Annotated in this window: 10 protein-coding genes; 7 read left to right on the top strand and 3 right to left on the bottom strand. The window is 62.8% G+C overall.

Annotated features, from left to right (window positions below):
• Positions 1-25: 25 nt before the first annotated feature.
• The 3 genes from LJE61_RS12270 to thrC all read right to left on the bottom strand — a co-directional run bounded on the left by LJE61_RS12270 (position 26) and on the right by thrC (position 3,500).
• Positions 26-409, bottom strand: coding sequence for a DUF6394 family protein (locus tag LJE61_RS12270; protein ID WP_296911642.1), 384 nt, complete (start codon positions 407-409; stop codon positions 26-28).
• A gap of 90 nt (positions 410-499) precedes the next feature.
• Positions 500-2,071 carry a hydroxymethylglutaryl-CoA lyase-like TIM-barrel protein gene (locus LJE61_RS12265; RefSeq protein ID WP_296911640.1) on the bottom strand — a complete coding sequence of 524 codons (1,572 nt, stop codon included), beginning with the start codon at positions 2,069-2,071 and terminating at the stop codon, positions 500-502.
• Positions 2,072-2,114: 43 nt separating this feature from the next.
• Complete coding sequence (gene thrC, locus LJE61_RS12260; protein ID WP_296918513.1) at positions 2,115-3,500, bottom strand: threonine synthase; 1,386 nt, start codon at positions 3,498-3,500, stop codon at positions 2,115-2,117.
• A gap of 439 nt (positions 3,501-3,939) precedes the next feature.
• On the opposite strand from thrC, the gene LJE61_RS12255 reads away from it, so the two are divergent.
• The 7 genes from LJE61_RS12255 (at position 3,940) to pilB (ending at position 13,952) form a co-directional block, all read left to right on the top strand.
• Positions 3,940-4,197, top strand: a complete 258-nt coding sequence (locus LJE61_RS12255) for a DUF4212 domain-containing protein (RefSeq protein ID WP_296911636.1) — start codon at positions 3,940-3,942, stop codon at positions 4,195-4,197.
• Between the two features lie 13 nt (positions 4,198-4,210).
• Positions 4,211-6,019 (top strand): sodium:solute symporter family protein, encoded by a 1,809-nt coding sequence (locus tag LJE61_RS12250; RefSeq protein WP_296911634.1) that lies wholly within the window; start codon positions 4,211-4,213, stop codon positions 6,017-6,019.
• A gap of 492 nt (positions 6,020-6,511) precedes the next feature.
• Positions 6,512-8,377, top strand: coding sequence for a putative nucleotidyltransferase substrate binding domain-containing protein (locus LJE61_RS12245; protein ID WP_296911632.1), 1,866 nt, complete (start codon positions 6,512-6,514; stop codon positions 8,375-8,377).
• Between the two features lie 9 nt (positions 8,378-8,386).
• A complete protein-coding gene (locus LJE61_RS12240) occupies positions 8,387-9,064 on the top strand; it encodes an exonuclease domain-containing protein (RefSeq protein WP_296911630.1) in 678 nt (225 codons plus the stop codon).
• Between the two features lie 149 nt (positions 9,065-9,213).
• Positions 9,214-11,160: an acetate--CoA ligase gene (gene acs / locus LJE61_RS12235; RefSeq protein WP_296911628.1), complete on the top strand. Its 1,947-nt coding sequence runs from the start codon at positions 9,214-9,216 to the stop codon at positions 11,158-11,160.
• Positions 11,161-11,380: 220 nt separating this feature from the next.
• The gene (locus tag LJE61_RS12230) at positions 11,381-12,214 is read left to right on the top strand and encodes a LabA-like NYN domain-containing protein (protein WP_296911656.1); all 834 of its coding nucleotides are present in this window, start codon (positions 11,381-11,383) and stop codon (positions 12,212-12,214) included.
• Positions 12,215-12,233: 19 nt separating this feature from the next.
• Positions 12,234-13,952 (top strand): type IV-A pilus assembly ATPase PilB, encoded by a 1,719-nt coding sequence (gene pilB, locus LJE61_RS12225; protein WP_296911626.1) that lies wholly within the window; start codon positions 12,234-12,236, stop codon positions 13,950-13,952.
• Positions 13,953-13,958: the final 6 nt, after the last annotated feature.

Genomic DNA, 13,958 nt, shown 5'->3' with positions numbered 1-13,958 from the left:
GCTTCGCGAGGCGTGCCGCCCGAGCTTATCGGCGCAGCGTATAGGTCTCGATCACCAGGAGCACCACTGAGATGACATTGGCGATCATCGCACCCCCGCTGAGCGACACGATGCTCGCCGTGACGCTCGAGGTCACACCCCCTGTCGTGGCGTGCGCCGCGATCGCCCAGATCAACGAGGCGGTGACCAGCTGCAGGATCGCGACCAGGCTCGTCGCGAGCAAGAGGGCGCCCATGTGGGTGCGATCGCCGAACTTGAGCACCGTCGCGATCAGGTTGACCAGGACGACCGCAAACAGCTCCCAGGCATGGTGATGCTCAGGGTTGTCGATCTCGCCGATGAAAAAGCCGAAGTTCAGGGTCAAGGCCAAGACGATGAAAAAGCCAAAGACGACCTTCTCGGGATTCATGAACGGTCTCTCCTGGGATGATTTCGTGGGCTTCGCTCGTTGGAGAGCCTCCGGTCTCCAGCCGAATGAAGACGCCGATGGAGGCGCTCGTCAGGCCGCCGAGGGAGTGGTCTCGGCGGCTGTCCGCTCGGTCAGCGCGCGATGCATCACGATGTTGACCATCCGGACGGTGGCGCCGATGGCCGCGAAGACCTGGTTGGCATGCACCCCCCGCGTTCGGAGCTCGCCATGCGGGGTATCCCACGTGATGCTGCACTCGGTGAGCGCATCGGTGCGACCGCCCTTGGGGATGCGAATCTCGTAGTCGATCAAGGGCGGCAAGGCCAGACCCCGCTTCTTCACGATCTTGGCCAGCGCGTTGTTGAAGGCATCGAAACCGCCATTGCCGCTGCCCACAGCCGTGAAGACGTCCTCGGCAAGACGCAGCTTGATGCTGGCCATCGACTCGAGATCCAGGGTCGACGAGACCGAGCAGGCCAGCAGCTCGGCGTGATTGTAGTCCTTGCTTTCCAACACCTCGGCGATGATGAAGGGCAGGTCCTCGATGGTGATGCTCTTTTTTGAATCGCCGAGCTCGACGATCCGCCTCAGGACCTTGCCTTGATTTTCCTCCGACAGGGTGATGTCGAGACGCTCGAGATTCTTCGCCAGGGACGCCTTGCCGGCAAGCTTGCCCAAGGCGTAATTGCGCCGGCGGGCGAAGCGCTCCGGTGAGAGCCGGGTGTGATAGAGACTGCCTTTCCGGTCTCCGTCGGCATGGATACCTGCCGTCTGGGTGAACACATCGGCACCGATGATCGGGGCGTTGTCGGCGATCCGTTTGCCGGAGAAATACTCGACCAGCTCGCTGACGCGCGCCAAATGGGTCTCGTCGATGCCGACCTCCGCGCCGAGCTGGTCCCGCAGATTGACTGCAACCTCCGCCAGGGATGCGTTTCCGGCGCGCTCGCCAAGGCAGTTGACCGTGCAGTGCACGGCCGCCGCACCGGCCTGGGCAGCGGCGAGCACGTTCGCGGTCGCGAGCCCGTAGTCGTTGTGCGGGTGGAAATCGAACTTGAGGGTCGGAAAACGCCGCACCATGTCCGTAAAGGCGCAGAACACCCGCTCGGGTGTCATGACACCCAGGGTATCGGGCAACATGAAGTGGCCGATCCCGCAATCGGCGAGCCGTTCCACCAGCCCGAATACATACCCCGGATCGTCCCGATAGCCGTTGGACCAGTCTTCCAGATAGAGGTTGACCGCGAGACCCCGTCGCAGGGCGACGGCGATGGTCTCCCGGACGTCCGCGGCATGCTGATCCAGGGTCTTGCCGAGCTGACCCCGACAGTGCCGCTCGCTGCCCTTGGCGAGCAGATTGATGACCCCCCCGCCCGCCCCACGGATCCAATCGACGCTGCGCCCGCCGTCCACGAAACCCAGCACCTCGACCCGGCCCGCCAGACCGCGCTCCTCCGCCCAGCCGATGATCTGCGCCACCGCGTGCGCCTCGCCGGAGGAGACCCGCGCCGATGCGACCTCGATACGATCGACCCGCACGAGCTCGAGCAGGGCCTTGGCGATATTGACCTTTTCGTCCGGTGAGAAGGAGACCCCCTGCGTCTGCTCGCCATCGCGCAGGGTGGTATCCATGATGTCGACATGACGGCCTGGCTGTGTCATCTGGTGGATCTCGCGATCTGCATCGGCACTGTGGTGATCCGCGTCAGGCTGCATTCAAGGTGGACCGAATCAGCGCCTTGAGGGCATCGGCACTGGCGTCGAGCTCAACACAGCGTGCCGGCTGATCCATCAGGCCCTGCAGAGAGAGCGGCAAGGGGGCATCGTGTCCGATGGCCAAGCGGATGGCCTCATTGAACTTGGCCGGATGAGCAGTCGCGAGACACACCAGATTCCCCCTGGACCCACCCGCCTTGACACCCACTGCCGTATGCGGGCAGAGGATGTAGCCGCTCGCCGCGTAGGTCGCCTGGATCTGCTCTAGGGTTTCGGGATCGCTGACCGAGACGGCATCGAAATCGACTTTGACGCACGCATGACGAGTCGCATCCACCTGCAGGCGGCCGCTCCGCTGCAGGTCTTCTAGCAACCCCCGAACCGCATCCGCATCCCCGTCGTAGAGCAGGTAGAGGTACCGCTCGAAGTTGGATGCGATCTGGATGTCCATGGCTGGGCTGAGGGTCTGATGGACCTCGCCGACCTGATAAACCCCAGTGTGGACGAAACGCACCAGGATGTCGTTGCGATTGGTCGCGATGACCAGGCGGTCGATCGGCAGACCCATCCGCCTGGCAAGATAACCCGCAAAGACGTCCCCGAAATTGCCGGTCGGGACGGCAAAGCTCACGCGGCGAGCGGGATCACCCTTGCTGAGCTTCGCCCAAGCGTAGAAGTAGTAGACCATCTGGGCCAGTATCCTCGCCCAATTGATCGAGTTGACCGCACCCAGGCTGAACTCCGACTTGAACGGCAGGTCGTTGAACAAGGCCTTGACCAGCCGTTGGGCGTCATCGAAGCTGCCGCGCACGGCGATATTGTGGACGTTCGCATCGAGGACACTTGTCATCTGACGTTCCTGGATCGGCGAGATGCGTCCTCTGGGGTGGAGCATGAAGATGCTGATGTGCTCCTTGCCTCGAACCCCATAGATCGCGGCAGACCCGGTGTCCCCCGAGGTGGCGCCGCAGATGTTGAGCTCACCGCCGTCCCGAGCCAGGAGGTATTCGAACAGATTGCCCAGGAGCTGAAGGGCAACGTCCTTGAAGGCCGCGGTGGGCCCATGGAAGAGCTCAAGAACCCTGAGACCGGCGACCTCGACGAGGGGTGTCACCTGCGGATGCGAGAAGCAGGCATAGGCTCGTTCGATGAGCCCACGGAGGTCTTCCGGTGGGATCTCGTCGCCGACGAAGGGGCCCATGACCTCCAGGGCCAGGTCCTGGAAGCGCAAACCCGACCAGGCACGCAGCGTCGCCGGAGCGATGCGGGGCAGATGCTTCGGCACCAAGAGACCGCCGTCGGTGGCGAGACCCATCAGCACCGCCTCGGCGAAGCCGACCGGAGCGATCCCGCCGCGCGTGCTCACGTACTGCATATCGATTCCGACCCTTACGCCGATCCGCCACCTTAAACCGTTGGTGCAGGTTAAGAAACCCCGAGGCGCTTGGCAACCGGGATGCCGCAGCGCTTGGCGGGGCGGGCGAGAACCATGCCATCCGCCGAGCCGAACGACACCGGGGTCGTTGACAGCACGGCGCGGCGGGCCAGACAATGCTGAAGCTTTGCCCCGGGGATCCGTGGCGGGCAGCGCTCGAGGGTGCCGGAGACGCCTGCGTGGATGTCCCGGCTTCGCAACTCGACCAGGACGGGTTTGGGTTGCGCGACAGGTTGATTCGTTCAGCCGAATTACAACGATGCAGATCGACTGAGGGGGCAAGCATTCCGCCTGACGGCCCTGCCCGAAACACGGGTGCGGTCATCGCCCCGTCACCCCGACCCAAATACCAACTCGACAACACGGAGTGACTCGACCCATGACACCTGAAAAACGCGCGCAGTACTGGGGGGCGAACCTACGCCTTCTCACTGTCTTGTTGATCATCTGGTTCGCCGTCTCCTACGGACTCGGAATCCTGCTGGTGGAGCCGATGAACGCCTTTTCTCTCGGCGGCTACCCGCTCGGCTTCTGGTTCGCCCAGCAGGGCTCGATCTATGTCTTTGTCGCGCTGATCTTCATCTACGCGGCGTCGATGAACAGACTCGATAAGAAATTCGACGTCGGCGAGGAATAAAGGAGCGCACACCATGACTGCACTCGAGATCTGGACCTACGGTATCGTCGGGCTCACCTTCGCCACCTACATCGGGATCGCCATCTGGGCCCGTGCCAGGACCACCGGGGACTTCTATGTCGCCGGCGGCGGGGTGCACCCGGTTGCCAACGGCATGGCCACGGCTGCCGACTGGATGTCGGCGGCCTCCTTCATCTCCATGGCGGGGATGATCGCCTTCGGCGGCTACGGCGGATCGGTCTTCCTGATGGGCTGGACCGGCGGCTACGTCCTGCTGGCGCTCCTCCTGGCCCCCTACCTTCGCAAGTTCGGGAAGTTCACCGTGCCGGAGTTCATCGGCGACCGCTACTACTCCCAAACCGCACGCGTCGTGGCCGTCATCTGTCTGATCCTGGCCTCGGTGACCTATGTCATCGGCCAGATGACCGGTATCGGCGTCGCCTTCTCCCGATTCCTCGGCGTGTCCTACGAGATGGGCATCATCGTCGGCATGGGTATCGTCGCCATCTACGCCATCCTGGGCGGAATGAAAGGCATCACCTATACCCAGATCGCGCAATACGTGGTGCTGATCTTCGCCTACACGGTCCCGGCGGTCTTCATCTCCCTGAACCTCACGGGCAACCCCTTGCCGCAGATCGGTCTTGGCAGCGAATACGCGCGCGACGGCGTCGCCAGCGGCATGACCCTCCTGGGCAAGCTCGACCAGGTGGTGACCGACCTGGGCTTTAAGGAGTACACCACCCAGGTCATGGGCAGCTCGCTCAACATGTTCGTCTACACCCTGTCGTTGATGATCGGCACCGCCGGCCTCCCGCATGTCATCATCCGCTTCTTCACTGTCCCCAAGGTCAGAGACGCGCGCTACTCGGCCGGCTGGGCACTGGTCTTCATCGCGATCCTATACACCACCGCGCCCGCGGTCGGCGCCATGGCCCGGCTGAACCTCATGGACACCATCCAGATCGGCCCGGTCGGAAGCGAGACGGGCAACCTGGTCTATGACGAGCGTCCGGACTGGTTCAAGCGTTGGGAGACCACGGGACTCCTGAAGTTCGAGGACAAGAACAACGACGGCCGGATCCAGTACTACGACGATCAGAACGCGGAGTTTGCATCCAAGGCCGAGCAGGAGTGGGGTTGGAAGGGCAATGAGATGGTGACGGTCAACAACGACATCATGGTGCTGGCCAATCCCGAGATCGCGCAGCTGCCCGCGTGGGTGATCGCGCTGGTCGTGGCCGGCGGCCTCGCGGCCGCGCTTTCCACGGCGGCCGGTCTGCTGCTGGCGATCTCCTCGTCGATCTCGCATGACCTGCTCAAGGGCGTCTTCATACCCAAGATCTCGGAGAAGGCAGAGCTGCTCGCCGGGCGCCTGGCGATGATCGGCGCCATCGTTCTGGCCGGCTATCTGGGTCTGAATCCACCGGGATTCGCAGCGGGAACCGTTGCAATCGCGTTCGGTCTGGCGGCCTCGTCGATCTTCCCGGCGCTGATGATGGGCATCTTCGCGAAACGCATGAACTCGCTGGGCGCGGTCGCCGGTATGATCGCAGGCATCACCGTGACCCTGCTCTACGTGTTCCAGCACAAGGGCATCTTCTTCGTGAAAGGGACCGAGTTCCTGATGCCCGAGCTGGGCATGGGCCCGGACTGGTTCTTCGGCATCTCGCCGAACGCCTTCGGCGCGGTGGGCGCCTTGGTGAACTTCGTCGTCGCCGCCGTGGTGTCCAAGCTGGCTGCACCGCCCCCGGAGCACATCCAGCACTTGGTGGAGGATGTGCGGATCCCGCGTGGCTCCGGCACCGCAACCGGCCACTAGGCGTCACGCCAATCGGCAAGCGCTCAAGACGAAAGCGCGAACGACGCCTGATCGGGTGCCCCGAGGAGAAGACCTCGGGGACACTCGCGCGGTCTCGAGCCCCGCTTCGGCGGGGCTGTTCGTTGACGACAAGGCGATTGCCGAAAAATCATGGGCCAGATGGCGCCGGAATTGCGCTCGCCATCAAGGACTGGCGACAGGAGCATGGTCGGGCCATGTGACTGCCGGCGCGACGCAGAAGGCGGGTGCAAGGCCAAGCCAGCTGGTATGTGATTTGACAGAAATCGCCCAAGACGACGCTGATTCATCGGCCATCATCCTGGCCAACAAACAGCACGGACAGCGAAAAAGCGGTTTTCCGCTTTCCTCCATCTTCAGCCGCTGACGCGGCGGAAAATGGCGAGGCTTCCTGCCCCGCACCGGAAGCGCTGAGTGCTTCAGCGCTTCCCTAAGGGTTCCGTCGACGCCGGTCGGACCACAGGGTATCGCACGATGGACATCGAGCTGATCGAGATCCGAGACTTCCTGGCCGGTCACCCGCCCTTCGATCGACTGCCGGAGGACACGCTCCAACGCCTGCCCCAGCGTCTATCGGTGCGTTACTTTCGTCGGGGCACACCCTTTCCGCCCGACCAACCCGATCCGCCCTGTGCGTATGTCATCCGCCGCGGCGCGGTCGAGCTGCGCGACGCGCAAGACGAATTGGTTGGCAAGCTGGCCGAAGGCGATCTGTACGACATGCGCTGTCGCCTCCGACCTGACGGCGACGGCTACCATGGCAGTACCTCGGAAGACACGCTCGTCTATGCCCTCCCCTGCACCGACCTGGAGTTGTTGCGCGCGGACCACCCGAGCTTCGCCGAGCATTTTGAGCAATCCATCTCCAGCCGGCTGCGTAAGGCGCTGGACATCGTGGTCGATTCGCCGGCTGCCGGCACCGGCCTGATGACGGTCCAGATCGGTGACATGATCAACCGCGCCCCAATCGTCGCGAGTCCGGAGACGAGCATCCGCGAAGCCGCCCGGCTCATGTCGGAGCACCGGGTCTCGTCCCTCCTGATCATGGAAGGCGATCGACTGGCCGGCATGGTCACCGACCGAGATCTGCGAAGCCGTTGTGTCGCCGTCGGGCTGTCCGCCGAGCGCCCGGTTCGCGACATCATGACCGAGGAGCTGGAGACGGCACAGGTCGACACCCTGGGCTTCCAGGCCTTGATCACCATGACCCGTCTGAATGTCCACCATCTGCCAGTGCTCGATGGCAGGCGCGTGGTCGGCCTGATCTCGACCACCGACCTCACCCGGTTCCAGAGCGCCAATGCGGTCTATCTGGTGGGGGACATCCACCGCGCGCGCTCGATCGACACGCTGGCTCAGATCAGCACCAAGATCCCCGAGCTGCAGATTCACCTCATCAACGGCGGCGCCACCGCGAACCACGTCGGACAGGCAATCAGCGCCGTCACCGATGCCGTCACGCTGCGCCTGATCGAGCTGGCTGAGGCCGATCTCGGCCCCCCGCCGGTCCCCTATGCGTGGCTCGTCGGAGGCTCTCAGGCACGACGGGAGCAATCATCACACTCCGACCAGGACAACGCGCTCCTGATCGCCGATCACGCCAAGCCGGAGGACGACGCCTATTTCGCCGCGCTTGCCAGATTCGTCAATGACGGCCTCAACGCCTGCGGCTTCATCTACTGCCCGGGCGACGTGATGGCATCCAATCCAAAGTGGCGTCAACCGCTGCGCATCTGGCACAAATATTTTGTGAACTGGATCCTGAAGCCCGAGCCGATGGCATTGATGCTCTCCAGCGTCTTTTTTGACCTGCGCGCCCTGCACGATCGGGCCAGCCTCTTCGGCGAGCTGCAGGAACGCGTGCTGGAGCGTTGCAAGGCGAATCGCATCTTCATCGCGTATCTGGCGGCCAACGCACTCAAGTATCGACCGCCATTGGGATTCTTTCGCAACATCGTGCTCATCCAAGGCGGTGATCACGACCATACCTTCGACGTCAAGCACCGTGGGACCGTGCCCATCATCGACCTGGCGCGGGTGTATGTCCTGTCAGCCGGGCTGCCGGAGACCAATACCATCGAGCGCCTGAGCTCCGCCGCCGAATACGGCGCACTGAGCCAGGACGGCGCCGCCAATCTGATCGACGCGATCGAGTTCATCGGAACCCTGCGTATGCGCCATCAGGCAAAACAGCTCACCCGGGGGCAACAGCCCGACAACTTCGTATCGCCGGATGAGCTGTCGCCGCTCGAACGTGGCCATTTGAAAGACGCGTTTCTGTTGATCAACACGATGCAAGAATCACTCGGGCAGCGCTACCAGGCCGGCCGTTTCGCGTAAGGATCGACTGTGTCACGACTGCTCGAATGGCGCCGCCGTTGGCAACTGCGCCGCGTCCCGCCTGGCCCTCTGCGGGCCTATCTGGCGCACCCGTTTCCTCCCGCAAAGCGGGACTACCGCGAGGTTGAGTATCTCGCCATCGATCTCGAGACGACCGGTCTCGACATCGCCAATGACGCTATCTTGAGTGTCGGGTATGTCGGAGTCCAGGGCACGTCGATCGACCTCTCCACCGCCCGCCACCGGGTGGTGCGGATCGACCGCTCCATCCCTGAGGCCACGGCCGTCATCCATCAGATCACCGACGATCAGGCCGCCTTGGGCGGCGAGCTTGAAGCGATCATGCAGGAGTTGCTCGAGGCGTTGGCCGGAAAGGTCATGATCGCCCACCATGCGCGGATCGAGCGCGGCTTCCTCTCCAATGCCTGCAGGCAGCTCTGGAGACGCGGACTCATGATGCCCGTCGTCGATACCCAGGCCCTCGCGTTTCGCACCTTCGAGCGGAGACAGATCCCCTTCAAGGCATCTGATCTGCGCCTGCATGCACTCGGCGACCGGTACAATCTGCCCCACTACGGTGCCCACAATGCCCTGAGCGACGCCCTTGCCTCCGCCGAGCTGTTTCTCGCCCAGGCTGCCTATCGGGATAACGGCAGTGGACTGCCGCTGCGCGACTTCCTCTGCTGAGGCTCGGAATTGCGGGAGACATTCCGGCTAGATGCGCTCTATTGGAGCGTTTAAGATGGAGTGCTACCGCAAGCCACCACCGGGCGCCGCGACCAGCGGGACAGGGCACGGGCGTCGATCACTGCAACGATTCAGAGGAGACGACAACCATGTCGGAAGAGAAGGTCTACGATGTACCGGCGGCGATCGCCGCCAAGGCCCATGTCAATGCCGAGCAGTATGCCGCCATGTATCAGAGATCCCTCGATGACCCGCAGGGCTTCTGGGCCGAGCAGGCCGAGCAGTTCCTGACCTGGTCTAAGAAATGGGGTTCGGTCATGGAATACAGCTACCAGGCCGAGGACCTGCACATCAAGTGGTTCCCGGGCGGCAAGCTCAACGTCTCTTTCAACTGTCTGGATCGACATCTCGCGACCCGAGGCGATCAGGTGGCCATCATCTGGGAGGCCGACAACCCCGAGGAGGACCGTAAAATCACCTATCGAGAGCTGCATACGGAGGTGTGCAAGCTCGCGAATGTGCTCAAATCGCGCGGTGTCAACAAAGGTGACCGGGTCTGTATCTATCTGCCGATGATCCCGGAGGCTGCGGTTGCCATGCTGGCCTGCACGCGCGTCGGAGCCGTCCACTCCATCGTATTTGGCGGTTTTTCGCCCGACTCGCTGCGTGATCGCGTGCTCGACTCGGAATGCCGGCTGGTCATCACCTCCGACGAGAGCGTGCGGGGCGGACGCCACATCCCCCTTAAGAGGAACGCCGACGCCGCCTTGCAGGAATGCCCCAACGTCGACACGGTCGTGGTCGTCAGGCGCACGGGCGGTGACGTCGACTGGACCGAAGGCCGCGACATCTGGTACCAGGAGGCAGTGGACGCGGCTTCATCGGAGTACCCACCCGAGGAGATGGATGCGGAGGATCCGCTGTTCATCCTCTATACCTCCGGCTCCACCGGGAAGCCCAAGGGCGTCCTTCACACCACCGGGGGTTATCTGGTCTTTGCCGCCATGACCCACAAGTACACCTTCGATTATCAGGAGGGCGAGGTCTACTGGTGCACCGCCGACGTGGGGTGGGTGACCGGCCACACCTACATCGTCTATGGACCGCTGGCGAACGGCGCAACCTCGCTGATGTTCGAGGGCATCCCGAACTACCCCGACATGTCACGCTTCTGGGATGTCGTCGACAAGCACCAGGTCAACATCTTCTACACGGCGCCGACGGCCATTCGTTCCTTGATGCGGGCCGGCGAAGAGCCTGTCAAGAAGACCTCCCGCAAGTCGCTCCGCATCCTCGGCTCGGTCGGCGAGCCGATCAATCCCGAGGCATGGGAGTGGTACTACCGGGTGGTTGGGGAGGAGCGTTGCCCGATTGTCGACACCTGGTGGCAGACCGAGACGGGCGGTCATCTCATCACCCCGCTGCCGGGTGCGACGCCCCTGAAGCCGGGCTCGGCCACCCGCCCCTTCTTCGGCGTCGTCCCGGCACTGGTGGATCCTGCCGAGGGCACGCTGATCGAGGGTCCGGGCGAGGGCGCCCTCGTGATCAGCCAGCCCTGGCCTGCGCAGATGCGGACCGTCTACGGCGATCACCAAAGGTTCATCGACACCTACTTCAAGCAGTATCCGGGTTACTACTTTACAGGCGACGGCGCACGCCGCGATGCGGACGGCTACTACTGGATCACTGGCCGAATTGATGACGTGCTTAACGTTTCGGGACACCGTCTGGGCACCGCGGAGATCGAATCCGCCCTGGTGCTGCATCCGCACGTCGCCGAGGCGGCCGTGGTTGGCTATCCCCACGACCTCAAGGGTCAGGGCATCTATGCATACGTGACTCCGATGGCTGGTGTCGACCCAACAGACGATCTCAAGAAGGAGCTGGTCGCGATGGTGCGGGGCGAAATCGGTCCGATTGCGATCGTCGACATTATCCAGTGGGCGCCCAGCCTGCCCAAGACCCGTTCGGGGAAGATCATGCGCCGGATCCTCCGCAAGATCGCGGCCAACGAGATCGGCACGCTCGGTGACACCTCGACACTGGCCGATCCCACGGTGGTCGAGGATCTGATCGACAACCGGGTCAATCGTTAGAGGAAAGCAATCAGCTGTCAGCGGACTGGGGCCGGCCGACACGCACTCCCGAGTCCGGACACGGCGCCGTAGGTCCACGCGGTGCGTGATCATGACCCGCCAGTCAAACCGTGGCACGGATAGCTGACAGCCAAAGGAACACCGCGGCGCGCGGGGAGTGTACCCGATTGACAAGAAGACAATCTCCGCGCGCCGCGCACTGAATGTGACGCCACCATCCATGAGCTCCAGTTTTAGAGTAGGGGTCTTCGTCGACGCGGAGAATGTCCGCTACAACGGCGGCTACCAGATGCGCTATGACGTCCTGCGACGTTTCGCCGCGCGCGACGGCGGCATCCTGCAGCGGCTGAACACCTATATGGCGTTCGACGCTGAGCGGGCGCGCGAGGATCACGAATATAAGAAGAAGGCCCACACCTACCAGCAAATGGTGCGGGACTTCGGCTGGAAGATCACGGTCAAGCTGGTTCGCCGCTATACTGATGAGAATGGCACCGTGACGACCAAGGCCAATGCGGACCTCGATATGGCAGTGGACGCAATGTTGCAGGCGAACAGGCTGGACCAGGTGTTATTGGTCACAGGAGACGGGGATTTTCTTCAGGTTGTCGATGCACTGCAGAACACCGGGTGCCGAGTCGAGCTGATCGGTTTCAAGAATGTCTCGCGCCAACTTCAGCAGCAGGTCGACGCCTACTATTCCGGGTTCCTGATTCCCGATCTCTTGCCGATCGCCTACGAGCCGCGCAATGAATGGGGAAAAACCGGCTCCTGTGTGAGGGGTGTCTGCACCAAATGGTTTGCCGACAAGGGTTACGGGTTCCTCCGGATCATGGACCATATCTCACCAAGGCTCTGGGTCACGGATCCGCGTGAACAGGACTCCCCGTATACCAGTGTCTTTCTTCATGTCAATGAGTTGGCGGACGAGGTCACGGAGGACCTTCTTATGAACCGAGAAACGGTCCTGGAGTTCTATCTCAACGAGAGTGACCAAAAAGACAACGGCCTGGTGGCCAACAATGTCCGACTCGCGTTTTCCGTGAACCGGTGACGCCGGAGTGCGCCCCCCAATGACTACGGATCAAGTCGAAGCCAAAGACAAGCTCTCAGGACTCGCTTGGCGCCTCGTGCGCGATCATCTGATCACGGAGCAGCAGGCGATCGCCGCCTATGAAGAGGCGACGCGGCGCCGTCAGCCTTTCGTGCCCTATCTGGTTCAGCAGAAGCTGCTCGACGGCCGGCGGATCGCGATCGCCGCATCCCATGAGTTCGGCGTTCCGCTGCTGGACCTGCATGCCATTGACCTTCTCAACCTCCCAATCAGTCTCGTCGATGAGCGCCTGATCAGCAAACACCGTGCCCTGCCGGTCTTCCGCCGCGGCAACCGGCTGTTCCTTGCCATCTCCGATCCGACCAACGACAAGGCACTCGAGGAGATCCGATTCAACACCGGTCTGGCCACCGAGGCCGTCCTGGTGGAGGAGGACAAGCTCAAGGCGGCGATCGACGCCGCTATTGAGGCCCAGGACACGACCATGAACGACCTCATGGACGCGGACCTGGAAAAACTCGAGATTGCCCCGGATGCCGAAGAGTCGCGTGACGACGCTGACCTCAACGTCGACGATGCGCCGATCGTGCGGTACGTCAACAAGGTGCTGGTCGACGCCATCGCGGCCAACGCCTCGGATATCCACTTCGAGCCCTACGAGAAATTCTTCCGGGTACGCTTCAGGCAGGACGGCATGTTGCGCGAGATCGCGAGCCCGCCTCTCAAGATCGCCGGCCGCCTGATCGCTCGGCTCAAGGTCATGTCCAGGATGAACATCGCCGAGCGCCGCGTGCCTCAGGACGGGCGGATCAAGCTCAAGGTGAGCCGGTCGCGCGACATCGATTTCCGGGTCAACACCTTGCCGACCCTCTATGGCGAGAAGGTCGTGCTGCGCATCCTGGACTCCGCGTCGGCTCAGGTGGGCATTGAGTCCCTTGGGTTCGAGCCCGAGCAACGTGAGGCATTTCTCAATGCCATTCAGAAGCCGTATGGCATGATCCTGGTCACCGGCCCCACCGGATCAGGGAAAACAGTGTCGCTCTATACCGCCCTCAATCTCCTCAATCGGCCCGATATCAACATCTCGACCGTCGAGGACCCGGTTGAGATCCAGGTCCCCGGGATCAACCAGGTAAACATGAACCCGAAGACGGGGCTGACCTTCGCCGCCGCCCTGCGGGCATTTCTGCGCCAGGACCCCGATATCATCATGGTCGGTGAGATCCGCGACATCGAGACCGCCGAGATCGCGATCAAGGCGGCGCAGACGGGACACCTGGTCTTGTCCACGCTGCACACCAACGATGCCCCTCAAACCCTGACGCGTCTCGCCAACATGGGCGTGGCGCCGTTCAACATCGCGTCATCGGTGCTGCTCATCATGGCACAGCGCCTCGCACGAAGGCTCTGCCCGCACTGCAAGGCACCCGAGGACCTCCCGCATGAGGTCCTGGTCCAAGAAGGTTTCAGCGAGGAGGAGATCGAAAACGGTGTCGTGGTCTACGGACCGGTCGGTTGCGAGCGCTGCACGAATGGCTATCGGGGCCGCGTCGGCATCTTCCAGGTCATGCCAGTCTCCGATGCCATTCGGCGGCTGATCCTCGATGGCGGCAACTCAATGGAGTTGGCTGACCAAGCTCAGCGAGAGGGCGTCTACGACCTGAGACAATCCGGTCTCAACAAGGTTAAGGAAGGGGTGACGAGCCTCGAAGAGCTCCACCGTGTCACCAAGGAATGACTGCAA

It is taken from the genome of Thiocapsa sp., from assembly GCF_022340925.1.
Lineage (GTDB): Bacteria > Pseudomonadota > Gammaproteobacteria > Chromatiales > Chromatiaceae > Thiocapsa.
This window is presented reverse-complemented; position numbering and strand designations above follow the sequence as displayed.

What these genes read in the sequence shown, in the direction of transcription:
- LJE61_RS12255 (WP_296911636.1), top strand. Translation starts at nt 3,940, where the DNA reads ATGACACCTGAAAAACGCGCGCAGTACTGGGGGGCGAACCTACGCCTT.
- acs (WP_296911628.1), top strand. Translation starts at nt 9,214, where the DNA reads ATGTCGGAAGAGAAGGTCTACGATGTACCGGCGGCGATCGCCGCCAAG.
- LJE61_RS12265 (WP_296911640.1), bottom strand. Translation starts at nt 2,071, where the DNA reads ATGACACAGCCAGGCCGTCATGTCGACATCATGGATACCACCCTGCGC.
- LJE61_RS12250 (WP_296911634.1), top strand. Translation starts at nt 4,211, where the DNA reads ATGACTGCACTCGAGATCTGGACCTACGGTATCGTCGGGCTCACCTTC.
- LJE61_RS12230 (WP_296911656.1), top strand. Translation starts at nt 11,381, where the DNA reads ATGAGCTCCAGTTTTAGAGTAGGGGTCTTCGTCGACGCGGAGAATGTC.
- LJE61_RS12245 (WP_296911632.1), top strand. Translation starts at nt 6,512, where the DNA reads ATGGACATCGAGCTGATCGAGATCCGAGACTTCCTGGCCGGTCACCCG.
- pilB (WP_296911626.1), top strand. Translation starts at nt 12,234, where the DNA reads ATGACTACGGATCAAGTCGAAGCCAAAGACAAGCTCTCAGGACTCGCT.
- LJE61_RS12270 (WP_296911642.1), bottom strand. Translation starts at nt 409, where the DNA reads ATGAATCCCGAGAAGGTCGTCTTTGGCTTTTTCATCGTCTTGGCCTTG.
- thrC (WP_296918513.1), bottom strand. Translation starts at nt 3,500, where the DNA reads ATGCAGTACGTGAGCACGCGCGGCGGGATCGCTCCGGTCGGCTTCGCC.